The following is a 21,972-nucleotide window of genomic DNA, read 5'->3' as shown; positions in this document are numbered from 1 at the left end:
TGGGGACTGTGCGAATTATTTAGTGAACTGTGACAAGGGCCGCTAGTCTTTCATAGCCCGCTATTTCAAGGAACAGGAAGCTTTAATGAACGAACAACAGATTTTGTTGGCTTTTGGCGGCATTGGCGTGGCCGCACTCGGCTGCCAGTGGCTGGCCTGGCGCCTGAAACTGCCAGCGATTCTGTTTCTTCTGCTGAGCGGGATTCTGGCAGGGCCGATACTCGGATGGCTCGACCCGCAGGAAATGTTCGGCCCTTTGTTGATGCCGTTGGTGTCGTTGGCAGTGGCGCTGATCCTGTTTGAAGGCAGCCTGACCCTGCACCTGTCGGAATGGAAGGAAATCGGCAGCGTCGTCCACCGGCTGGTCACCGTCGGCGCACTCTCGACCTGGGCGGTGATCACCCTGGCCACCCACTGGCTGCTGGGCTTCGACTGGATGCTGGCGCTGCTGTTCGGCACCCTGACACTGGTCACCGGCCCGACGGTGATCGTGCCCATGCTGCGTGTGGTGCGCCCCAAAGCCTCCATCGCTAATATCCTGCGCTGGGAAGGCATCGTCATCGACCCGATTGGCGCACTGCTGGCCGTGGTGGTGTATAGCTTCATCATCGCCCGTGCGTCGGGCGACGGCTTGAGCCACAGCCTGCTGACCTTCGGCGGCGTCATCCTCTGCGGCAGCCTGTTCGGCATCGCCGGTGGCTGGGTACTGGGGCAGATCATGCGTCGCCAGTGGTTGCCGGAATACCTGCATAACCTGGCGACGCTGGCCGGTGTACTGGGCATCTTCATCGCCTCCAACCAAGTGATGCATGAGTCCGGCCTGCTGGCGGTCACGCTGATGGGCATGTGGATGGCGAACATGAAAGGCGTGGATGTACGGCACATCCTGCACTTCAAGGAAAACCTCAGCGTGTTGCTGATTTCCGGGCTGTTCATCCTGCTGGCGGCGCGCCTGGACCTGAACGCCATGATCGCCCTGGGCCCGTTCGTGTTGATCCTGCTGTTGATCATCCAATTCATTGCACGCCCGTTGAACGTGGCGCTTTCGACCTTTGGCTCGGGGTTGAACTGGCGCGAGCGCGCGCTGTTGGCTTGGATCGCCCCACGGGGCATTGTGGCGGCGGCGGTGTCAGCGATCTTTGCGATCCGCCTGGATGAGGCTGGCCACGAAGGCGCGTTGTTGCTGGTGCCGCTGACCTTCGCGGTGATCATCGGCACCGTGGTGCTGCAAAGCGCCACGGCACGCCCCTTGGCCCGCCTGCTGAAAGTCGCCGAGCCGGCGCCTAGCGGCTTCCTGATCGTGGGTGCGAACGGCCCGGCGCGGGCGCTCGGCAAGGCGTTGCAGCAATTGGGCAGCCGCGTGTTACTGACGGATTCCAGCTGGGAAAACATCCGCGCCAGTCGTATGGAAGGCTTGCCTACGTACTTCGGCAACCCGGCCTCCCAGCATGCCGAGTCCCATCTGGACCTGGTCGGCCTGGGGCATCTGCTCGCACTCTCGCCTTCTGGCGAACTGAATGCCTTGGCCACCATGCGTTTTCGCCATGACTTCGGCCATCGCCTGTTCGCCCTGGCCAGCCGCCAGGAAAACCGTCGCACCGACAAGCACAAGGCCAGCCATGAACACCGTGGCCACTTGCTGGGCAGCCAACCCTTGAGCTACACCAAATTGGCCAGCCTGCTAGGCCAAGGCGCCGAGCTGTACAGCACCAGCCTCACCGACGGCTTTGGCTGGGAGCAGTACCAGGCGTTGCACGGGGAGCGCGCCACCTTGCTGTTTGCCCGAGACACCAGCGGCTGGGTGCACGTGGTCTCGCCCGAGAGCAATTTGAAGCCTGTAGCGGGCTGGACCTTGCTGGCGGTCATTCAACCGCAGGCCAGCACCGCCGAGTAATCAGTCAACAAAGCCAGGCAGTACCGGGACAGGGCGTTTATCCGCGTCAATCGCGACGAAGCTGAACACGCCCTGGATCGCCTTTTCACGGCCATCAGCGCTCATGCTCTCCACGAACACTTCAACCTCGACCTTGAGGCTGGTGTTGCCAACCTTGATCACCCGACCGATCAGCTCAACGATAGAGCCCGCCGGGATCGCGTGGTTGAAGTCGATACGGTCGGTGGAGACCGTCACCAAAGGCAAGCGACAGAAACGCGTGGCGGTGATGAACGACACTTCGTCCATCCACGCCAGGGCGGTGCCGCCGAACAGGGTGTTGTGGTGGTTGGTGGTGGGCGGGAAGACGGCCTTGGTCACGTGGGTGACCGACAGGTCGGTGCGGCGCTGGATTTCTTCGAGGCGGGTGGTCATGGGTCAATACCGGCAGATAGGCAAATTTCAGGCACAAAAAAGCAGCCCGTAGGCTGCTTTTTTCTGCATCGGGAAGCTGGACTTAAGCCAGTTTTTCCTTGATGCGAGCTGCTTTACCGGACAGGTCACGCAGGTAGTACAGCTTGGCTTTACGTACGTCACCGCGACGCTTGACGGCCATGCTGTCGATTTGCGGGCTGTAGGTCTGGAAAGTACGCTCTACGCCAACACCGTTGGAGATTTTACGAACAGTGAAAGCACTGTTCACACCACGGTTACGCTTGGCGATTACCACGCCTTCGAACGCTTGCAGACGCGAACGGTCGCCTTCCTTCACTTTCACCTGAACGACAATGGTGTCGCCCGGGGCAAAGGTAGGGATCTCTTTGGTCATCTGCTCTGCTTCGAGTGCAAGGATGATTTTGTTAGTCATGCTGTGCTCCTAAGGTAAGTCAATGGACCTACCATCGATACGTTGTTAACTATCGTCCCGCGCGAGGATGTATTCCTCGAGCAGCTTCTTCTCTTCTCCAGAAAGCGAGCGGCTTTCCAGAAGATCGGCGCGTCGTTCATAGGTCCGACCAAGGGACTGCTGTAAACGCCAACGCCGGATGTGTGCGTGATTGCCACTTAGCAATACGTCGGGAACACGCTGATCCACATACACCTCCGGACGGGTGTAGTGCGGGCAATCCAGCAAACCATCCGTGAAGGAATCTTCCTCCGCGGAGTCCGCATGCCCTAAAGCTCCGGGCAGCAGTCGTGTAACCGCATCTATCAGGACCATCGCCGGCAGCTCGCCGCCAGACAGGACATAGTCCCCAATCGACCACTCTTCATCGACATGAGCTTCAATAAAACGCTCGTCAATGCCTTCATAGCGACCGGCAATCAGGATCAAACTTTCCTCATTCGCCAGTTCGCGTACCGCCGCCTGTTTCAGCTGACGGCCTTGAGGGGACAGGTAAATCACCTTCGCCTTCTCCCCGGCGGCTGCCTTGGCCTGAACCAACGCGTCTTCCAGGGGCTTGATCTTCATCACCATGCCCGGGCCACCGCCAAATGGGCGATCGTCCACAGTGTGATGTCGATCCGTCGTGTAGTCTCGCGGGTTCCAACAGGTGAGCTGCAACAGCCCCTGTTTCACCGCCCGACTGGTGATGCCGTACTCGCTGATGGCGGAGAACATCTCGGGAAACAAACTGATCACTTCAATGCGCAAATTAGCCACGCTTAGAAGTCCGCGTCCCATTCCACCTTCATCTCGCCCGCGGCCAGGTCGACGGCCAACACGCATTGCTCGGTATAGGGCAACAGGCGTTCACGGTCATCCAGGCTGCCAGCGCAAGGCTTGACCACCATTACATCATTGGCGCCGGTTTCCAGAAGATGATCGATTTTCCCCAGCAATTGCCCGAGTTGATCAATAACCTTCAGACCTTCCAGCTGGTACCAGTAGTACTCGCCGTCGGTCAATTCAGGGAACAGGTTGCGCGGCACGCAGATCTCATAACCGGCCAGAAGACGAGCTTCTTCACGATCATCAAGACCCTTGAGCTTTGCGACCAGGAACTTGTCGCTCCCGCGTCCACTGACCAGCTCAACCTGTTTCACACTACCCTCGCGCTTGAGCGTCCAGGTCTTGTACTGCAACAGGTTTTCAGTCGGATCAGTAAAGGAATACACCTTCACTTCGCCGCGAACGCCATGAACAGAGTAAATCTTGCCGATAACGATCAAATCATCAGCAACAGCTGGCGTCGCGTTCATATTGCTCAGGCTGCGGCCTTAGCCGAGTCCTTCAACAGTTTTGCAACGCGCTCGGATGGCTGTGCGCCAACGCTCAGCCAGTAGGCTACGCGCTCTTGGTTCACGGACAGACGAACTTCTTGACCACGAGCAACAGGGTTGAAGAAACCAACCTGTTCCTTGTGCGAACCGTCACGCGGGTTGCGGCTGTCGGTTACGGTCAAGTGGTAAAACGGGCGCTTTTTGGAGCCGCCAAGGGCAAGACGGATTGTTAGCATGTGAACATCGTTCCTGTAGTCGGTGCTGCAAATCTAAATGCACAGCGGGCATAGGTGCCCGAAAGGCCGCATATTCTAAGGAATATCCGGACTTTTGCAAATGTCTTTTTCTGGCGCCTATCAGCGTGCCATCCAGATCTGCTATAGAGCCGTCGGTTAAAACGGCGAGTCAGCGCCCGCCAACGGCGGGTTTGCTGGAGATCCCACATCCCTGTGGGTCGGAGCAGGAGTGAACTCCCGCTCGAAACTTTTACATTTTAGGCATGCCGCCGCCGGGCAACATACCGCCCATGCCGCGCATCATCTTGGCCATACCGCCCTTGGCGGAGAATTTCTTCATCATCTTCTGCATCTGCTTGTGCTGCTTGATCAAGCGACCGATGTCCTGCACCTGGGTGCCGGAGCCCATGGCGATCCGGCGCTTGCGCGAACCGCTGATCAGCTCAGGGTCGCGGCGCTCGGCCGGGGTCATGGAATTGATGATGGCTTCCATCTGCTTGAACTGCTTCTCTGCCGCGCCCTGGGCGTTGCCCATTTGCGCCAGGTTCACACCGCCGATGTTGGGCAGCTTGTCCATCAGGCCGCCGAGGCCGCCCATGTTCTTCATCTGTTGCAGCTGGTCGCGGAAGTCTTCGAGGTCGAAGCCCTTGCCCTTCTTCAGCTTCTTGGCCAGTTTGTCGGCCTTGTCCTTGTCGAGCGTGGCTTCGGCCTGCTCGATCAGGCTGAGCACGTCACCCATGCCGAGGATGCGCGAGGCGATACGCTCAGGGTGGAACGGCTCGAGCGCTTCGCTCTTCTCGCCCATACCGATGAACTTGATCGGCTTGCCAGTAATGGCACGTACCGACAGCGCGGCACCGCCACGGGCGTCGCCGTCGACCTTGGTAAGGATCACGCCGGTCAGCGGCAGTGCGTCACCAAAGGCCTTGGCGGTGTTGGCCGCGTCCTGGCCGGTCATGGCGTCGACCACGAACAGGGTCTCGACCGGGTTGATCGCGGCATGCAGCGCCTTGATCTCGCCCATCATCTCTTCGTCGATGTGCAGGCGACCGGCGGTATCGACGATGACCACGTCGATGAACTTGAGCTTGGCTTCTTTAATAGCCGCGTTGGCGATGTCGACCGGCTTCTGGCTCAGGTCGGACGGGAAGAAGGTCACGCCCACTTCGCCCGCGAGCATTTCCAACTGCTTGATGGCCGCCGGACGGTACACGTCGGCCGATACCACCATCACGGATTTCTTCTTGCGCTCTTTAAGGAAGCGCGCCAGTTTGCCGGCGGTGGTGGTTTTACCCGCACCTTGCAGGCCCGCCATCAGCACGACGGCTGGCGGCACGGCGCTGAGGTTCAGGTCTTCGTTGGCCGCGCCCATCAGGCTTTCGAGTTCGGCCTGGACGATCTTCACAAAGGCCTGGCCCGGGGTCAGGCTGCGGGACACTTCGGTGCCGACCGCACGCTCCTTGACCGAGTTGACGAAGTCCTTCACCACCGGCAAAGCCACGTCGGCTTCCAGCAACGCCATGCGCACTTCACGCAGGGTGTCTTTAATATTGTCCTCGGTCAGCTTGGCCTTGCCGGTAACATGGCGCAGCGTCTGCGAGAGACGGTCAGTCAAGTTTTCAAACATGCGCGATCCTTTCAGGCCCTATTCATCGAAATGCAGGTAGACCGAGGTAATGGCGGCCCAGGCTGGGGGAAATCGCTATTAAAAACAGCGTTCGCCGAGCCTGCGGCGTGGGCAGGTCGCGGATTATAGCGAAGACTGCGCCCATGCACACCCGCTGTCTGGCCCGGGAGTCTTTCGTGCAACGCAGGTGTGTGCCAAACTCAACGCCTTTCGGGCTTGCCTACCAGGATTTATGCTCCCCTTGTCACCCAGTTTGCTACCCAGCCTCGCCGCCGCCATTTTGTATGCCGCTGCGACTCTCTATCAGGGCACTCGTCTGGCCCAAGGCACCAAAGCGGACAAACGTCTGCTCGTCGGCCTTGGCGTGCTGGCCCTGCTGGCCCATGCCGCCAGCCTGTTCACCCACCTGATGACCCCGGTCGGCCTAGGCCTGGACTTCTTCAGCGCCGCCAGCCTGATCGCCGCGGCCGTCATAGCGCTGACGCTGCTGGCCTGCTACCGGATTCCGGTGGAGAACCTGCTGGTGCTGCTATTCCCCCTGGGAATGCTGACGGTGCTGCTCGCCCAGTTCACCCCTACTGGCACCGTACAGGTGATCGACGAGGAGCCGGGCATCCTTGCGCATATCCTGTTGTCGATCCTCGCCTACGGCATGTTCACCATCGCGGTGTTCCAGGCCCTGCTCCTGCTGCTGCAAGATCACCAGCTCAAGCACAAGCACCCATCCGGGCTGATCAAGAACTTCCCGCCGCTGCAAACCATGGAAAGCCTGCTGTTCGGGTTCCTGTGGGCCGGCTGGACCTTGTTGTCGCTGTCGCTGATCTCCGGCTGGCTGTTCGTCGAAAACCTGTTCGCCCAGCACCTGGTACATAAAACCTTGCTGGCGTGCCTGGCGTGGGTGGTGTTCAGCGTGCTGCTGTGGGGGCGCAACCGCCTCGGCTGGCGTGGGCACAAGGCCATTCGCTGGACCCTGGCCGGTTTCTGCCTGTTGATGCTGGCCTATTTCGGCAGCAAGCTGGTTCGCGAATACATCCTGCATATCTGACGGGCAGTGATCATGGACAACTTGCCCTTAGGGCCGATGCTCGCCGTAATTGCCCTGCTGATTTTATGGGCGGCGCTGTTTACCGCCATTGAAGCTGCGCAACAACACCTGCTGGCCCTGCGCCCTGGTACACGCCAGGGCGACAAGGCGGCCGCGCGCCTGAGCTTCCCCCGCCATAGCCTGATCCTGTGCAACAGCCTGTGCCGCGCCGCCGTGGTGATTCTCTGCACCCTGCTGGCGATCTATGCCTGGGCAGAGAACGGGCCCTGGCTAGGCTGGCTGATTTCCTGCGCAGGGCTGCTGGTGCTGGCCGACTACCTGCCCCGCACCCTGGCTACCCGTCATCCGCAAGCAGTGCTGGGTTTTGGCAATACGTTGCTGGGCGTGCCGCTGAAAATCCTCTACCCCCTGGCCTGGCTGCTCAATGGCATCAGCCTGCTGCTATTGCGCCCGTTTGCACGCAAATCCGGCGTGGTGAAAAACAGCGACGAGCCCCTGCCCGCCCATGACGACGACCCAGAGCCCGACACCGATGCCGACCGCACGCCCGGCCTGCCCGGCATCCATGCCCTGGACAACATCACGGTCAACGACATCCTGGTGCCGCGCAGCGAAGTGGACGGCATCAACCTCGATGAGTCGATAGAAGACATCATCGAACAGTTGCGCACCTCGCCGCACACCCGCCTGCCAGTGTTCCACAGCGACATCAACCAGGTGCAGGCCGTGCTCAATACCCGGCAGGTCCAACACCTGCTGCCCGACGCCAGCCTGACCAAAGAGGCCCTGCTCGCCGCCTGCCACGAGCCTTACTTCGTGCCGGAAAGCACGCCGTTGCAGCTGCAACTGCTGAATTTCCACAAACAGCAGCGGCGCCTGGGCATGGTGGTGGACGAGTACGGTGAAGTGCTGGGCATTATCACTCTGGAAGATATTCTGGAAGAGATCGTCGGCGAATTCGAAAGCGATCAGGCGGTGGATAACCCGCATATCGAAGCCCAGCCCGATGGTCGCTACATCATCGACGGCGCCGCCTCGATTCGTGAACTGAACAAAAGCCTGGGCTGGCACCTGCCCAGCGACGGTCCCAAGACGCTCAACGGCCTGGTGACCGAGGCGCTGGAGACCATTCCCGATTGCGCGGTATGCCTGAAAGTGGGCCGGTATCGCCTGGAAATCCTCGAGACAGAGGACAACCGGGTGAGCAAAGTGTTGATCTGGCATACCAGCCGTGTGCCAGTGGCCGCCTAACCGCCTGCCAGCCCGCTTCCACACTTGATCTGCTGTATTCAACCGATCGGGTTCCCAAACCCACAAACCCCTTCCTATAATCCCTGCGGCTTACCCAAGCCCCGCCCGACCGCGTGCTACCCGCACCCAGCGTGTCCTGGCACCGCCTTACCATGTCCGACCGGTGTTTGCTCCCATCCCGAGCCGCCCCGCGCACAGCCCTGATCCATGGGTGTTCGACCAATAATAATCCGCGTCCAAACGCGCAATAACCGTCAGGGATAACGTCATGAGCACCACCTACCAAGAGGCCGCGAGCGCCGCCCCAGCCAACTCGACCGCCCGCGTCGCCACGGCGAGCATCGTCGGCACTGCCATTGAGTTCTACGATTTCTACATTTATGCCACGGCTGCCGCCCTGGTGATCGGCCCGGTGTTCTTCCCACAGACCTCCGGCACCGCGCAGATGCTGGCATCGTTCCTGACCTTCGGTATCGCTTTTATCGCCCGCCCTCTGGGGTCGGCGTTGTTCGGTCACTTCGGTGACCGTATCGGCCGTAAATCAACCCTCGTGGCTTCACTGCTACTGATGGGTGTATGTACTACCCTGATCGGCTTGCTGCCGGGCTACGACAGCATCGGCGCCTGGGCCCCGATCCTCTTGTGTGTCTTGCGCTTCGGCCAAGGCCTCGGCCTGGGTGGAGAATGGGGCGGCGCGGCCTTGCTGGCGACCGAGAATGCTCCCAAGGGCAAGCGCGCCTGGTTCGGCATGTTCCCGCAACTGGGCCCGTCGATAGGCTTCCTGGCGGCCAACGGTTTGTTCCTGATTTTGGCCATGAGCCTGAATGACGAGCAATTTCGCAGCTGGGGCTGGCGCATTCCGTTCATCCTCAGCGCCGCACTGGTAATGGTGGGCCTGTATGCACGCCTCAAGTTGCATGAGACGCCGGTGTTCGCCAATGCAGTGGCCAAGGAAAAACCAGTGAAAGTGCCGCTGGTGGAACTGTTCAGCCAGCATTGGCTGCCGGTACTGCTGGGCGCCGCGTCGATGGTGGTGTGCTATGCGCTGTTCTATATCACCACGGCGTTTTCGTTGAGCTACGGCGTTTCCACCTTGGGCTACAGCCGTGAAACCTTCCTCGGCCTGCTGTGTTTCGCGGTGCTGTTCATGGGGCTGGCGACACCGCTGGCCGCCTTGGCCAGCGACCGTTACGGGCGCAAGCCGGTGCTGATTGTCGGCGCAATCCTGGCGATTCTGTCGGGCTTTACCATGGAGCCGCTGCTGACCCATGGCTCGACCTGGGCCGTGGCGCTGTTTCTGGCGTTGGAGCTGTTTTTGATGGGCGTGACCTTCGCACCGATGGGCGCACTGCTGCCGGAATTGTTCCCGACCCGTGTGCGTTATACCGGCGCTTCGGCCGCGTATAACCTGGGTGGGATCGTCGGCGCATCGGCGGCGCCGTTCTTCGCGACCAAGCTGGTGGCGATGGGTGGTTTGAGTTATGTCGGGGGATATGTATCGGCGGCAGCGTTGCTAAGTTTGATTGCGGTGCTGTGCCTGAAAGAGACGCGGGATAACGACTTGAACAAGGTTGCCTGAAAGTCAAAAACTGTAGGAGCGAGCTCGCGAAAAAGGTACATCCGACACCGCAATGTGCCTGAAATACCTTCGCGAGCAAGCTCGCTCCTACAGGAGCCGTCTTACAACTCTACGACAACAGCCTGGGACGCCCGGGTCGCCTTGGCCCGAGCCGCGTCAATCGACTCATCCCGCGCCAGTGCCACGCCCATGCGGCGCTGGCCATTCACTTCTGGCTTACCAAACAGACGCAACGCGGTATCCGGCTCGCTCAATGCAGCGCCGAGGTTGGCAAACGCCGTCTGGGTCGACTGCCCTTCCACCAGGATCACGGCCGACGCCGAAGGCCCGAACTGACGGATCAACGGGATCGGCAGGCCCAGGATGGCGCGCGCGTGCAAGGCAAACTGCGACAGGTCCTGGGAAATCAGGGTCACCAGGCCAGTGTCATGGGGGCGCGGCGACACTTCGCTGAACCACACCTGATCGTCCTTGATGAACAATTCCACGCCAAACAAGCCACGGCCACCCAAGGCTTCGGTCACGGCTTTGGCAACGCGCTCGGATTCCGCCAAGGCAATGGGGCTCATGGCCTGCGGCTGCCAGGACTCCTGATAGTCGCCCTTCTCCTGACGATGACCCACCGGCGCGCAGAAAGTGGTACCGCCGATGTGGCGCACGGTCAGCAGGGTGATTTCGTAGTCGAAGTCGATAAAACCTTCGATGATCACCCGGCCCTTGCCGGCACGCCCGCCCTCTTGGGCGTAGTCCCAGGCTTGCTGCACGTCGTCAGCGCTGCGCAACAAGCTCTGGCCCTTGCCCGACGAACTCATCACCGGCTTGACCACGCACGGGAAGCCCAGGTCCTGGACGGCCTTGCTGTAGTCTTCGAAGGTGTCGGCGAAGTGGTACGGCGAGGTCGGCAGGTCCAGCTCTTCAGCGGCCAGGCGACGGATGCCTTCACGGTTCATGGTCAGCGATGTGGCGCGGGCGGTCGGGATTACGGTAAAGCCTTCGGCCTCCAGTTCAACCAGGGTGGCGGTGGCGATGGCTTCGATTTCCGGCACGATGAAGTGCGGCTTCTCCGCCTCGATCACCGCACGCAATGCGGCCCCGTCAAGCATATTGATCACATGGCTACGGTGCGCCACCTGCATGGCCGGCGCGTTGGCGTAGCGATCCACGGCAATCACTTCAACGCCCAGGCGTTGCAGTTCGATTACCACTTCCTTGCCCAGCTCACCGCAGCCACACAGCAAAACGCGGGTCGCGGTTGGCGACAATGGAGTTCCGATTCGGGTCATCTCAGGTCCTCAGGGGAGCGGATCATGGGGGAGAAAGGCCGGCATTTTACATGAACTGTGAAAATTGGCCTCAGTTGGCGACAGCCCGCCGGCGGATGCGCCAGGCCATGATCAGCCAGACCACGGTGACACCGGCGAACTTGGATACCAACGCCGTGCCCGCCACCGCCGGGGTAAGTGCGCCGATCAGGCCGAAAAAGATAAAGGTATCGAGGGGAATGCTCAGCGCCGAACTTATCCACAGGCGATCATGCAGCGGGCGCTTGGTGATGCTGAACACCAGCCAGTCGATGCACTCGGACACGGCGAACGCCGTGGCACTGGCCAGGGCAATGGATGGGTCGGAGGTGATATAGGAGAGCACCAGCGCCGCGAGCATGGCGATGATCGCGCCATGGCCGAAGCGGGTTTGCACCATGTCGCGCAGGATAAATACCAGGCCACCCCAGGCGGACCAGATGACGTCCAGGTGCGGGGCGGTGGAGAAGGCGAAGTTGATCAGCACGACGCTGCTGATGTAGGCGATCAGGAAAAACATGGGGCAGAAAACCTGTAGGAGCGAGCTTGCTCGCGAAAAACGTTAACGATGACGCGGGGAATCTGACTATACGCGGTGTTCTTGGGTTTTTCGCGAGCAAGCTCGCTCCTACAGGGGGGGGGCAGTCAGGCGCCAGATTTCCCAGGCGTCATCCACATCATCCCACTCGCCACCGCCCGCTCATGGCACAACCCCAGCACCACCCGGCGCTCGGCGTTGTCCATGCGGCTCCAGCGCGTAATCTCATCCACATTGCGCTGGCAACCGGTGCAGATATCGTCATCATCCAGCGCGCAAATGCTGACGCAGGGCGAGGCGACCGGTCGTTCAATCGTGCTCATTCCTGCTGCTCAGCCAGGTCACGGGCATAACGCTGCGAGTTATGCACATAGTGCGCGGCGCTGGCTTCGAGCATGCGCTTTTGCGCCTCGGTCAGCTCGCGCACCACTTTGCCCGGCGAGCCCATGACCAACGAGCCATCGGGGATTTCCTTGCCTTCACCGATCAGCGAATTGGCGCCGATGATGCAGTGCTTGCCGATCTTGGCGCCATTGAGGATCACCGCGTTGATGCCGATCAGGCTGTAGTCGTCAACGGTGCAGCCGTGCAGCATGGCGTTATGGCCAATGGTCACGCCGGTGCCAAGGGTCAGCGGGTAGCCCATGTCGGTGTGCATCACGCTGCCGTCCTGCACGTTGCTGTTCTTGCCGATCAGGATCAGCTCGTTATCGCCACGCAACACCGCGTTGAACCAGACGTTGGCGCCCTCCTCCAGCTTGACCTTGCCCACCAATGTGGCATTGGGTGCCACCCAGCTGTGGGGATGCGTCTCGACGCGGGCGTCGCCCAGGCGGTATTTCATGGTTTTTCCTCACGGCATGCCATTTGAACGATGGCTTATAGATTGATGAAGCTCTTGGGCGGCTGGTGCAGGCTGATCTTGGCATCGTCATAGAGCAGGTTGATCAGCTCGACGATCATGATCGCCGTCAGCCCCCATATCTTGTATTCGCCGAACCTGTAGCTTGGCACGTACCAACTGCGGCCCTGGTAATCAATGCGGTGGGTATGTTCGCGTGGGTCCTGTCGGAAAAAGTCCAAAGGCACGCTGAAAACGGCGGCAATCTCGGCGTCGTTGGCCAGGTACTCGACGTAGTCGGGGATCACCCCCACATAGGGCGTTACACGGATGCCGTGCAGGGAAATCAGCGGGCTCAACGGGCCGATCACCTCAACCAGCCCCGGCGGCAGGCCGATTTCTTCTTCGGCTTCGCGCAAGGCGGTAAAGATCAGGTCCGGGTCTTCGGGGTCACGGCGCCCGCCGGGAAAAGCCACTTCGCCACCGTGGGTCGACAGGCCGCTGGCGCGCAGGGTCAGGATCAGCTCGGGTTCGTCACTGCGGGTAATCGGCACCAGCACCGCAGCCTCGGGGAAACGCCCGTCGGTTTCCAGGGTGTGGGGGGTGTGATTGCTTACCCGGCGAAGTAGCTCGTCCAGCATGAGTCATCTCGGTCTGTTGGCTACCTTGCATCATGCACCAAAGCGTGCGAGCGCCCAACCCCAAAACCGCAGGGCTGTCGCGAAACGACAACTTGCAGGAACGCCCGGCACCAAGCCAAGATGTGCCCATTGTCCAGGAACCCCAGCATGAATTTCTGCAGCCAGTGCGGCAAACCGGTGACCCAACGCATTCCCGAAGGCGACGCACGCCTGCGCTATGTCTGCGACCACTGCTCGACCATTCATTACCAGAATCCCAATATCGTCGCCGGTACCGTGCCGGTGTGGGGCGACCAAGTGCTGCTGTGCCGCCGCGCCATCGAGCCACGCCTGGGTTACTGGACCCTGCCCGCAGGCTTTATGGAAAATGGCGAGACCGTCGAACAGGCAGCCATGCGTGAAACCCTGGAAGAAGCCTGCGCCCGGGTGCGCAACCTGAGCATCTATACCCTGATCAATGTGCCGCACATCAGCCAGGTGCATATTTTCTACCGCGCCGAACTGATCGACCTGGACTTTGCCGCAGGCCAGGAAAGCCTTGAAGTGAAGCTATTCGATGAAGCCGATATCCCTTGGTCCGAGCTGGCTTTCCGCACGGTCGGGCGTACCTTAGAATGCTTCTTCGCTGACCGTCGCCAACAGGTGTACCCGGTGCGCAGCGAGTCCGTGCCACCGCTGTCCAAGCCCGCCCAATAACAAGCCGGCCAATGTCGCCAAAGGGATACCGTTTCAATGCGTTGGTTGCTTGCTCTGATCTGCCTGTCGTTTGCCACGCTGTCCCCGGCCTCCACGGTGCAAACCCTTGACGGTAAAACGGTCGAGAAAGTCCTGGTGCTCAAATCCGCCCACCAGTTGCAGTTGATCAACGACGGCAAGCCGTTCAAGACCTATCGCATTTCCCTGGGCAAGAACCCCAAGGGCCACAAGCTGATCGAAGGCGACCGCCGCACACCCGAAGGCCTCTACTGGATCGACTGGCGCAAGACCAGCGACCGCTTCAACCTGGCCATGCACATTTCCTACCCGAACATCAGCGACGCCGCCCGCGCCCGCCGCGAAGGCGTAAAGCCGGGCAGCATGATCATGATCCACGGCACCCCCGACACCGAAGACTACCCGGAGCAGTGGTTCCACACCCTGGACTGGACCGACGGCTGCATCGGCATGCGCAATGTGGATATGCGCGAAGTGTGGAACCTGGTCAAAGACGGCACCCTCATCGAGATTCGGCCGTAATCGCGTGCCGTTCGTAAAATAATTCGAAAATAATTCCTGCCCCAGGCAGCGCCTGCCGGTGAATACCAGTTCACCGCGCGGGACCCTGCACTTGTGCGCGCCACAAAGACCTCTCTAATACCACTTGATACCAAGCCCCATTAAAGCGCCCTGAAACAGGGTTTGGCACCGTTTTGGTAGCATTGACATGGTATTTAAGTGGTATTAGTTTTCGGCCATTACCGGGCGACAACATTCCAATAACGCATCGGAAACCTGACAGATGAATCCCATCCTGGCCCTGCGCCCCGACGACAAGCAATCCACGCCGCTGTACCTGCAACTGGCCCGCAGCCTTGAAGCCGCTATCCATGCCGGCCAGTGGAAGTCCGAACAGGCCTTGCCTTCGGAACGCGCCCTCAGCGAGCAGTTGAGCATCTCGCGGGTCACCGCCCGTAAAGCACTGGAAGTGTTGCTGGCTCAAGGGCTGATCCGACGCAGCCAAGGCTCCGGCACTTTCATAACGCCGCGCCTGGAACAACCCTTGTCGCGCCTGTCGGGGTTCAGCGAGATGCTGCGGCTCAAGGGCTTTGTACCCACCTCCCAGTGGCTGGAGCGCGACATCACCCCGCCGACCCACGAAGAACTGATCCGCCTGTGCCTGTCGCCCACCGACAAAGTGGCGCGCCTCAAGCGCCTGCGCAAAGCCGATGACACGGTGATGGCGATTGAAATGACTACCATGCCCGCCTCCGTGCTGCCCCAACCGCAAGCCATCGGTAATTCGCTGTACGAATACCTGGAAGGCATCGGCAAGCCCATCGTGCGCGCCTTGCAACATATCCAGGCGATCAATGCCTCGGACGAGTTCGCCACGCTGGTGGGCATCGCCCCCGGCACCGCCATGCTGCTGATGACCCGCGTGGGCTACACCGCCGATAACACGCCGATTGAAATCACCGACACCTACTGCCGCAACGACTACTACGACTTTGTCGCAGAACTGCGCCGCCATGATTACTCCGCCGAATTGCGAACTTAGAGAACTGCCCATGACTGAAGACAATATCCTCACGCCCAGCGGCTGGATGCGTGGTCGCCTGGTGCACGAGCACGGCAAGGTTGTCGCCATTGACGGCACGCCGTGCGACCCGGCCGACAACGACCTGCCCTACCTGCTGCCGGGCTTTATCGACCTGCATGTGCATGGCGGTGGCGGCGCGGACATCATGGAAGGTGCGGGCGCCTTCGAGACTATCACCCGTACCCACGTTCGTTTTGGCACCACCTCGCTGCTGGCCACCACCATGACGGCGCCGGTGGAAGAAATCTCCCGGGTGCTTGGTGAGCTCGGCACGTTCTGCGAACAGCGCCCAGCCGGCAGCGCCCGCGTACTCGGCGTGCACCTGGAAGGCCCCTACATCAATCCGGGAAAACTCGGCGCCCAACCCAACTTCGCCCACACCGCGTTGATGCAGGAAGTGGAAGCCTACCTGCGCCTGGCGCCGATCCGGGTGATCACCATCGCCCCGGAAATCGCCGGCCACGACGGCCTGATCCGCGCGCTCAGCGAACGCGGCGTGCGCATGCAGATCGGCCACACCCTGGGCAGCTATGAAGAAGGCGTTGCCGCCCTGGCCGCTGGCGCCACCAGCTTCACCCATTTGTACAACGCCATGAGCCCGCTGCATCACCGCGAGCCGGGCATCGTCGGCGCCGCGCTGGCCCATGCCCAGTACGCCGAGCTGATCCCGGACTTGCTCCACGTGCACCCCGGCGCCATGCGCGTGGCCTTGCGCTCGATCCCATGCCTGTACTGCGTCACCGATTCCACCGCCGCCGCCGGCATGCCCGACGGCGAATACAAGCTGGGCAGCCACACCGTGACCAAATGCCTGGGCGGCGTGCGCCTGGCCGACGGCACCCTGGCCGGCAGCACCCTGACCATGGACCAGGCACTGCGCAACCTGGTGAAAATCGGCCTGCCGCTCAGTGAAGCCTCGCAACGCCTGTCGCAATTTCCTGCGGACTACCTGGGCCTGGAAGAACGCGGCCGCCTGCAACCCGGCAGCTTTGCCGACTGCGTGCGCCTGGACCGCTCCCTGACACTCACCGACGTAATGGTCGAAGGAGACACCATTGACTTCAAAAATGCTTGAAGAGGCCCTGGCCTCCTGCGACGCCGTCGCGGCACAACTGCAACGCCTTGATCCGATGCTGGAAGAAGTGGCCGGGCGCCTGCGTCGCCAACCGCCGCAGGTGGCGATGACCATCGCCCGCGGCAGCTCCGACCACGCCGCCAGTTACTTCGCCTACCTGGCCATGCAGCACGTGGGCATTCCGGTGGCATCGTTGCCGATGTCGGTGGTGACCCTGTTGCAGGCGCCGATGAAGGTCAGCGGCCAAGTGGCGTTTGGGTTCTCCCAATCGGGGCAGAGCCCGGACCTGGTCAACAGCCTGCGCCTGTTGCGCAAACGTGGTGCCTTGAGCATCTCAATGGTCAACGCCGAAGACTCGCCGCTGGAAGCCGCCTGCGAGTTCCACGTGCCGCTGTGCGCCGGGCCGGAACTCAGCGTGGCCGCCACCAAGAGTTTTATCGCCACCCTCAGCGCCAGCGCGCAGTTGGTCGGCCACTGGAACCAGGAGGACGACCTGCTGCAAGCCTGCCGCGCCTTGCCCGAGGGCCTGCGTGACGCCGCCAGACAGGATTGGCGCACGGCCATCGACGCCCTTAAAGACAGCCAGCGCTTGATGGTAATCGGCCGTGGCGCCGGGTTTGCCATCGCCCAGGAAGCCGCGCTCAAGCTCAAGGAAACCTCGGCGATCCAGGCCGAAGCCTTCAGCAGCGCCGAAGTGCGCCACGGGCCGATGGCCTTGATCGACGAGAACTACCCCCTACTGGTGTTCGCCCCACGCGGCGCCGAGCAGGCCGGCCTGTTGAGCCTGGCCGCCGATATGCGCCAACGCGGTGCTCGCGTGTTGCTAGCTGCGCCGGACGATATCGCCGAACGCGACCTGACGCTGAGCCGCGCCGAACACCCGAGCCTGGACCCGATCCTGGCGATCCAGAGCTTCTACGTGATGGCCGCCGGCCTGGCTGAGGCACGGGGCATGGACCCGGACCAACCACGCCACCTGAGCAAAGTCACCCGCACGCACTAAAGCGGCGTTTTCCTGATGAGTACCGTGCCCATGTCCAACAACAATAATCCATTGACCCTCAGCGCCCCCTTGAGTGGGCCGGTGCTGGCCCTGAACCGCGTCCCCGACGAAGTGTTCGCCAGCGGCGCCATGGGCGACGGGCTCGCTATCGACCCGCTGAACGGCTGCCTGCAGGCGCCCTGTGATGGCGTGATCATCCATGTCGCCCGCACCGGGCATGCGCTGACTCTTCGCGCCGACAACGGCGCCGAGGTGTTGATGCATATCGGCATCGACACTGTTGAACTCAATGGCGAAGGTTTTGCCTTGCTGGTCAAGGAAGGCGCACGGGTGAGCCAGGGCCAGGCGCTGGTGCAGTTTGACCTCGACCGTATTGCGCGCCAGTGCAAGAGCTTGGTGAGCCTGATCATTCTCACCAACAGCGACCGTTTTGAGCTGACGCCTCTGGCCGTGAAAACCGTCAAGGCTGGTGAGCCGCTGATGCAGTTGGCCGTGCGTTCGGCCATCACCGCGCAGGTAGCTGTGGATAACTCCAGCGCCGAAGCCAGCGCCAGCGTGCGCATCACCCACCGCGGCGGCTTGCATGCGCGCCCTGCCGCGCTGGTGCGCAAGACGGCGCAAGGTTTCAGCAGCCAATCGCAGTTGCACAGCGGTGATAAATCCGCGGCGTGCGACAGCCTGATCGGCCTGATGGGGCTGGGCATTGGCGAAGGCGACGAGGTGCGGGTGACCTGCCGTGGCACCGATTGCGAAGCCGCGTTGCAGGCACTGGTCGCCACGTTGTCTGTGGTGGTGCACGAGGAACATCAAGCGCCGGTCGTGGCCACGCCCCGCCGCGTGAATACAGAAGCCAATGTACTGCAAGGCGTGTGCGCGGCACCGGGCCTGGTGTGCGGGCCGCTGTTCCGCCTGACGGGCATCGAGCTGCCGGAGGACACCAGCGCTCACAACATCGACGAGCAACGGCAACAGCTGGATGCGGCCCTTGAGCAAGTGCGCGGCGAAATCCGCAGCACCCTGGACCACGCTCGCCAACGCAAGAACGTCGAAGAAGAAGACATCTTCGCCGCCCACCTCGCCCTGCTGGAAGATCCCGCATTACTCGACGCGGCCACCGCCGCCATCACACAGGGCAGCGCGGCCACCCACGCCTGGCGCGATGCGATCCAGGCTCAATGCGCCGTGCTGTTGGCGTTGGGCAAGCCGCTGTTTGCCGAGCGCGCCAACGACCTGCGCGACCTGCAACAACGAGTACTGCGTGCCTTGCTGGGTGAAGCCTGGCACTTCGAATTGCCGGCCGGTGCGATTGTCAGCGCCCATGAACTGACGCCTTCGGACTTGCTGCAACTGAGCACACAACAAGCAGCGGGCATCTGCATGGCCGAAGGCGGCGCGACCTCCCATGTGGCCATTTTGGCGCGGGGCAAAGGCTTGCCCTGCGTGGTGGCGTTGGGCGATGAAGTGCTCGACGTGCCCCAAGGCCAACGGGTGGTGCTCGACGCCGCCAATGGGCGCCTGGAACTGGCCCCCAGCGAAGCGCGCCATGCCGAAGTCCACCAGATTCGCGAAACACAAAAACTGCGTCGCCAGCAGCAACAGGCCCAAGCCCAGCAGGCGGCGAGTACCCGCGATGGCGTGACCATCGAAGTCGCCGCCAATGTCGCCTCCAGCAGCGAGGCCCAGCTGGCATTAGCAAATGGTGCCGATGGCGTCGGCCTGCTGCGCACCGAATTCCTCTTCGTCGACCGCCGTACCGCGCCGGACGAGCAGGAACAGCGCCAGGCTTATCAGGCTGTGCTGGATGCCATGGGCGACAAGTCGGTGATTATTCGCACCATCGATGTGGGCGGCGACAAGCAACTCGACTACCTGCCGCTGCCCGTCGAAGCCAACCCGGTGCTGGGTCTGCGCGGCATTCGCATGGCTCAGGTACGTCCCGAACTGCTCGACCAGCAACTGTGCGCCCTGTTGCAAGTCTCGCCGCTGACGCGTTGCCGCATCCTCTTGCCAATGGTCAGTGAAGTGGACGAACTGCTGCACATCCGCCAGCGCCTGGATGAGTTGTGCGTGGAGCTGAAACTGACTCAGCGCCCTGAACTGGGCGTGATGATCGAAGTGCCCGCCGCCGCGCTGATGGCCGAGAAACTGGCCGAACATGCGGACTTTTTGTCCATCGGCACCAATGACCTGTCCCAGTACACCCTGGCCATGGACCGCGACCACGCAGGGCTGGCCGCCCGTGTCGACGCGCTGCACCCAGCGTTGTTGCGACTGATCGCGCAAACCTGCATCGGCGCAGCCAAGCACGGCCGTTGGGTCGGCGTGTGCGGTGCCCTGGCATCTGACCCGCTGGCCACGCCAGTGCTGGTCGGCCTGGGCGTCACGGAGCTGTCGGTGAGCCCGCCGCAGATCGGCGAAATCAAGGACCGCGTCCGTCATCTGGACGCGGCGCAATGCCGGCAACTGAGCCAGGCACTGCTCGACCTGAGCAGCGCCAAGGCCGTTCGCCAAGCCTGTCAACACCACTGGCCGCTGAGCTGAAAACAACAAGAATAGGGAGACACGCCATGTACCAACATTTTATCGAAGGCCTGCAACGCCTGGGCCGCGCCTTGATGCTGCCGATCGCGATCCTGCCGATCGCCGGCCTGTTGCTGCGCCTGGGCGATACCGACTTGCTCAACATCGCGGTGATGCACGATGCCGGGCAGGCGATCTTCGCCAACCTGGCGCTGATCTTCGCCATCGGCATTGCCGTGGGGTTTGCCCGTGACAACAACGGCACTGCGGGCCTGGCCGGCGCAATTGGTTACCTGGTGATGATCTCCACGCTCAAGGTGATGGACACCACCATCAACATGGGCATGCTCGCCGGTATCGCCAGCGGCTTGATGGCCGGTGGGCTGTACAACCGCTTCAAGGACATCAAGTTGCCGGAGTACCTGGCGTTCTTCGGTGGGCGCCGGTTTGTGCCGATTGTCACCGGCTTCAGCGCAGTGGGCCTGGGTGTGATTTTCGGCCTGATCTGGCCGCCGATCCAGCATGGCATCAACAGCTTCGGCGTGCTGCTGATGGAAAGCGGCAGCCTAGGTGCGTTCGTGTTTGGCGTGTTCAACCGCCTGCTGATCGTCACCGGCCTGCATCACATCCTTAACAACATGGCGTGGTTTGTGTTCGGCAGCTTCACCGACCCGGTAACCGGCGCGGTGGTCACGGGCGACCTAACCCGCTACTTTGCTGGCGACCCCAAAGGTGGCCAGTTCATGACCGGCATGTTCCCGGTGATGCTGTTCGGCTTGCCTGCTGCCTGCCTGGCGATGTACCGCAATGCGTTGCCTGAGCGGCGCAAAGTGATGGGCGGGATCTTCCTGTCGATGGCGCTGACCTCGTTCCTGACCGGGGTGACCGAGCCGATTGAATTTGCCTTCATGTTCCTGGCGCCGTTCCTGTACCTGATACACGCGCTGCTCACCGGCCTGTCGATGGCGGTCACCGACCTGCTGAATATCCACCTGGGCTTTACCTTCTCCGGTGGTTTTATCGACATGGTGCTGGGCTGGGGCAAGTCCACCAATGGCTGGTTGGTGGTGCCGGTGGGCCTGGCCTACGCGGTGATCTACTACACGGTGTTCGCCTACTGCATCCGCCGCTTCAACCTGAAGACGCCGGGCCGTGAAGACATCCAGGTGGTGCAGGCTGAAGCGATGAGCGATAACCAGCGGGCGACGGCTTATATCCAGGCGTTGGGTGGGGCTGAGAACTTGCTGAGTGTGGGTGCTTGTACCACGCGGCTGCGCTTGGACATGGTGGATCGCAACAAGGCGGTGGACGCAGAGTTGAAAGCGCTGGGGGCCATGGCTGTGGTGCGGCCGGGGAACGGCGGCAGTTTGCAGGTGGTGGTTGGGCCGATGGCCGATAGCATTGCCGATGAAATTCGCTTGGCCATGCCGGGGTTTGTTGCTGCAGCGCCTGTAGCGGTTGCACCTGTGGATAAACCGGTGATGGTGAATGTGCAGGAAGCCGAGAAATGGCTGAATGCCCTGGGTGGCAGGGAGAATGTGCGCCAGCTGGAAGCGGTGGCGATGACCCGGTTGCGGGTGGAGTTGGGGGATGATTCGCGGTTGTCTGAGGCTCAACTCACTGCGCTTGGTTGCCAAGGTGTCAGTCAGCTCGACAGCGGTGTTTGGCACCTGTTGATGGGTGACAAGGCATCGGGGTTGGGTGAAGCGCTGGAGCGGTTGGTGACTCGCCCGATCAACGCCTGATCGCGCGAGGGTGACGCAGAGCGTCACAGGATGCGTTCCCACGCAGAGCGTCACTAGTGTCCGGTAAACATGTTTCATAGCTGAAAGCTGCCTTGGGCAGCCTTCAGCTTTTCTCGCTCCTGCCTTCGTCGATCCCTCAATTCTGGAGTCGCAGGCCGTTCGTGCAGGACAT

The 21,972-nt window shown here is 61.6% G+C and carries 22 protein-coding genes; 11 read left to right on the top strand and 11 right to left on the bottom strand.

Annotated features, from left to right (window positions below):
* Window positions 1-85: 85 nt before the first annotated feature.
* Complete coding sequence (locus tag BUE92_RS07425; RefSeq protein WP_073522837.1) at window positions 86-1,894, top strand: cation:proton antiporter; 1,809 nt, start codon at window positions 86-88, stop codon at window positions 1,892-1,894.
* Here BUE92_RS07425 and BUE92_RS07420 read toward each other — a convergent pair whose 3' ends face one another.
* The 6 genes from BUE92_RS07420 to ffh all read right to left on the bottom strand — a co-directional run bounded on the left by BUE92_RS07420 (window position 1,895) and on the right by ffh (window position 5,962).
* Complete coding sequence (locus BUE92_RS07420; protein ID WP_003193963.1) at window positions 1,895-2,308, bottom strand: acyl-CoA thioesterase; 414 nt, start codon at window positions 2,306-2,308, stop codon at window positions 1,895-1,897.
* Window positions 2,309-2,390: 82 nt separating this feature from the next.
* The gene (rplS, locus tag BUE92_RS07415; RefSeq protein ID WP_003175895.1) at window positions 2,391-2,741 is read right to left on the bottom strand and encodes a 50S ribosomal protein L19; all 351 of its coding nucleotides are present in this window, start codon (window positions 2,739-2,741) and stop codon (window positions 2,391-2,393) included.
* Between the two features lie 45 nt (window positions 2,742-2,786).
* Entirely contained in the window at window positions 2,787-3,560 is a 774-nt protein-coding gene (gene trmD, locus BUE92_RS07410; RefSeq protein WP_153475158.1) for a tRNA (guanosine(37)-N1)-methyltransferase TrmD, read from the bottom strand.
* Window positions 3,542-4,078, bottom strand: a complete 537-nt coding sequence (gene rimM, locus BUE92_RS07405) for a ribosome maturation factor RimM (protein ID WP_003175898.1) — start codon at window positions 4,076-4,078, stop codon at window positions 3,542-3,544. Before rimM ends, trmD begins: the two co-directional genes overlap by 19 nt.
* Before the next feature lie 5 nt (window positions 4,079-4,083).
* Window positions 4,084-4,335, bottom strand: coding sequence for a 30S ribosomal protein S16 (gene rpsP / locus BUE92_RS07400; RefSeq protein ID WP_003175899.1), 252 nt, complete (start codon window positions 4,333-4,335; stop codon window positions 4,084-4,086).
* Window positions 4,336-4,585: 250 nt separating this feature from the next.
* Entirely contained in the window at window positions 4,586-5,962 is a 1,377-nt protein-coding gene (gene ffh / locus BUE92_RS07395) for a signal recognition particle protein (protein WP_003193965.1), read from the bottom strand.
* Window positions 5,963-6,194: 232 nt separating this feature from the next.
* Between ffh and BUE92_RS07390 the strand changes: the two genes are divergently transcribed.
* The 3 genes from BUE92_RS07390 (at window position 6,195) to BUE92_RS07380 (ending at window position 9,837) form a co-directional block, all read left to right on the top strand.
* Window positions 6,195-7,007, top strand: coding sequence for a cytochrome C assembly family protein (locus tag BUE92_RS07390; protein WP_034115853.1), 813 nt, complete (start codon window positions 6,195-6,197; stop codon window positions 7,005-7,007).
* A 12-nt stretch (window positions 7,008-7,019) separates the two neighbouring features.
* Window positions 7,020-8,258 carry a transporter associated domain-containing protein gene (locus BUE92_RS07385; RefSeq protein ID WP_073522835.1) on the top strand — a complete coding sequence of 413 codons (1,239 nt, stop codon included), beginning with the start codon at window positions 7,020-7,022 and terminating at the stop codon, window positions 8,256-8,258.
* Window positions 8,259-8,526: 268 nt separating this feature from the next.
* Window positions 8,527-9,837, top strand: coding sequence for an MFS transporter (locus tag BUE92_RS07380; protein ID WP_073522834.1), 1,311 nt, complete (start codon window positions 8,527-8,529; stop codon window positions 9,835-9,837).
* Window positions 9,838-9,938: 101 nt separating this feature from the next.
* Here the strand turns inward: BUE92_RS07380 and purT are convergent, their stop codons facing one another.
* From purT to BUE92_RS07355, 5 genes are all read right to left on the bottom strand, one after another.
* Window positions 9,939-11,120 carry a formate-dependent phosphoribosylglycinamide formyltransferase gene (gene purT, locus BUE92_RS07375; protein WP_073522833.1) on the bottom strand — a complete coding sequence of 394 codons (1,182 nt, stop codon included), beginning with the start codon at window positions 11,118-11,120 and terminating at the stop codon, window positions 9,939-9,941.
* Window positions 11,121-11,190: 70 nt separating this feature from the next.
* A complete protein-coding gene (locus tag BUE92_RS07370; RefSeq protein ID WP_003193971.1) occupies window positions 11,191-11,658 on the bottom strand; it encodes a preQ0 transporter in 468 nt (155 codons plus the stop codon).
* Window positions 11,659-11,783: 125 nt separating this feature from the next.
* Complete coding sequence (locus tag BUE92_RS07365) at window positions 11,784-11,999, bottom strand: DUF1289 domain-containing protein (protein WP_003193973.1); 216 nt, start codon at window positions 11,997-11,999, stop codon at window positions 11,784-11,786.
* Window positions 11,996-12,520, bottom strand: a complete 525-nt coding sequence (locus tag BUE92_RS07360; RefSeq protein WP_032895426.1) for a gamma carbonic anhydrase family protein — start codon at window positions 12,518-12,520, stop codon at window positions 11,996-11,998. The genes BUE92_RS07365 and BUE92_RS07360 overlap by 4 nt, the downstream gene beginning before the upstream one ends.
* A gap of 35 nt (window positions 12,521-12,555) precedes the next feature.
* Window positions 12,556-13,158 carry a CoA pyrophosphatase gene (locus tag BUE92_RS07355; RefSeq protein ID WP_032895425.1) on the bottom strand — a complete coding sequence of 201 codons (603 nt, stop codon included), beginning with the start codon at window positions 13,156-13,158 and terminating at the stop codon, window positions 12,556-12,558.
* A gap of 147 nt (window positions 13,159-13,305) precedes the next feature.
* Here BUE92_RS07355 and BUE92_RS07350 point away from each other — a divergent pair, with 147 nt between their 5' ends.
* The 7 genes from BUE92_RS07350 (at window position 13,306) to nagE (ending at window position 21,800) form a co-directional block, all read left to right on the top strand.
* Window positions 13,306-13,854, top strand: coding sequence for an NUDIX hydrolase (locus BUE92_RS07350; protein WP_073522832.1), 549 nt, complete (start codon window positions 13,306-13,308; stop codon window positions 13,852-13,854).
* Between the two features lie 36 nt (window positions 13,855-13,890).
* Entirely contained in the window at window positions 13,891-14,394 is a 504-nt protein-coding gene (locus BUE92_RS07345) for a L,D-transpeptidase family protein (RefSeq protein WP_073522831.1), read from the top strand.
* 262 nt (window positions 14,395-14,656) lie between these two features.
* Window positions 14,657-15,415, top strand: coding sequence for a GntR family transcriptional regulator (locus BUE92_RS07340; RefSeq protein ID WP_073522829.1), 759 nt, complete (start codon window positions 14,657-14,659; stop codon window positions 15,413-15,415).
* Window positions 15,416-15,425: 10 nt separating this feature from the next.
* On the top strand, window positions 15,426-16,532 hold the full coding sequence (nagA, locus tag BUE92_RS07335) for an N-acetylglucosamine-6-phosphate deacetylase (protein ID WP_047711706.1): 1,107 nt from the start codon (window positions 15,426-15,428) through the stop codon (window positions 16,530-16,532).
* Window positions 16,513-17,535 carry an SIS domain-containing protein gene (locus BUE92_RS07330; RefSeq protein ID WP_143169957.1) on the top strand — a complete coding sequence of 341 codons (1,023 nt, stop codon included), beginning with the start codon at window positions 16,513-16,515 and terminating at the stop codon, window positions 17,533-17,535. Before nagA ends, BUE92_RS07330 begins: the two co-directional genes overlap by 20 nt.
* Before the next feature lie 30 nt (window positions 17,536-17,565).
* Complete coding sequence (gene ptsP, locus BUE92_RS07325; RefSeq protein ID WP_073522826.1) at window positions 17,566-20,076, top strand: phosphoenolpyruvate--protein phosphotransferase; 2,511 nt, start codon at window positions 17,566-17,568, stop codon at window positions 20,074-20,076.
* A 26-nt stretch (window positions 20,077-20,102) separates the two neighbouring features.
* Complete coding sequence (nagE, locus tag BUE92_RS07320) at window positions 20,103-21,800, top strand: N-acetylglucosamine-specific PTS transporter subunit IIBC (protein WP_073522825.1); 1,698 nt, start codon at window positions 20,103-20,105, stop codon at window positions 21,798-21,800.
* Window positions 21,801-21,972: the final 172 nt, after the last annotated feature.

This window comes from Pseudomonas fluorescens (assembly GCF_001902145.1).
In the GTDB taxonomy this organism is placed as follows: Bacteria; Pseudomonadota; Gammaproteobacteria; order Pseudomonadales; family Pseudomonadaceae; genus Aquipseudomonas; species Aquipseudomonas fluorescens_BV.
The sequence above is the reverse complement of the archived record's forward strand: the minus strand, read 5'-3'. Positions and strand labels throughout refer to the sequence as shown.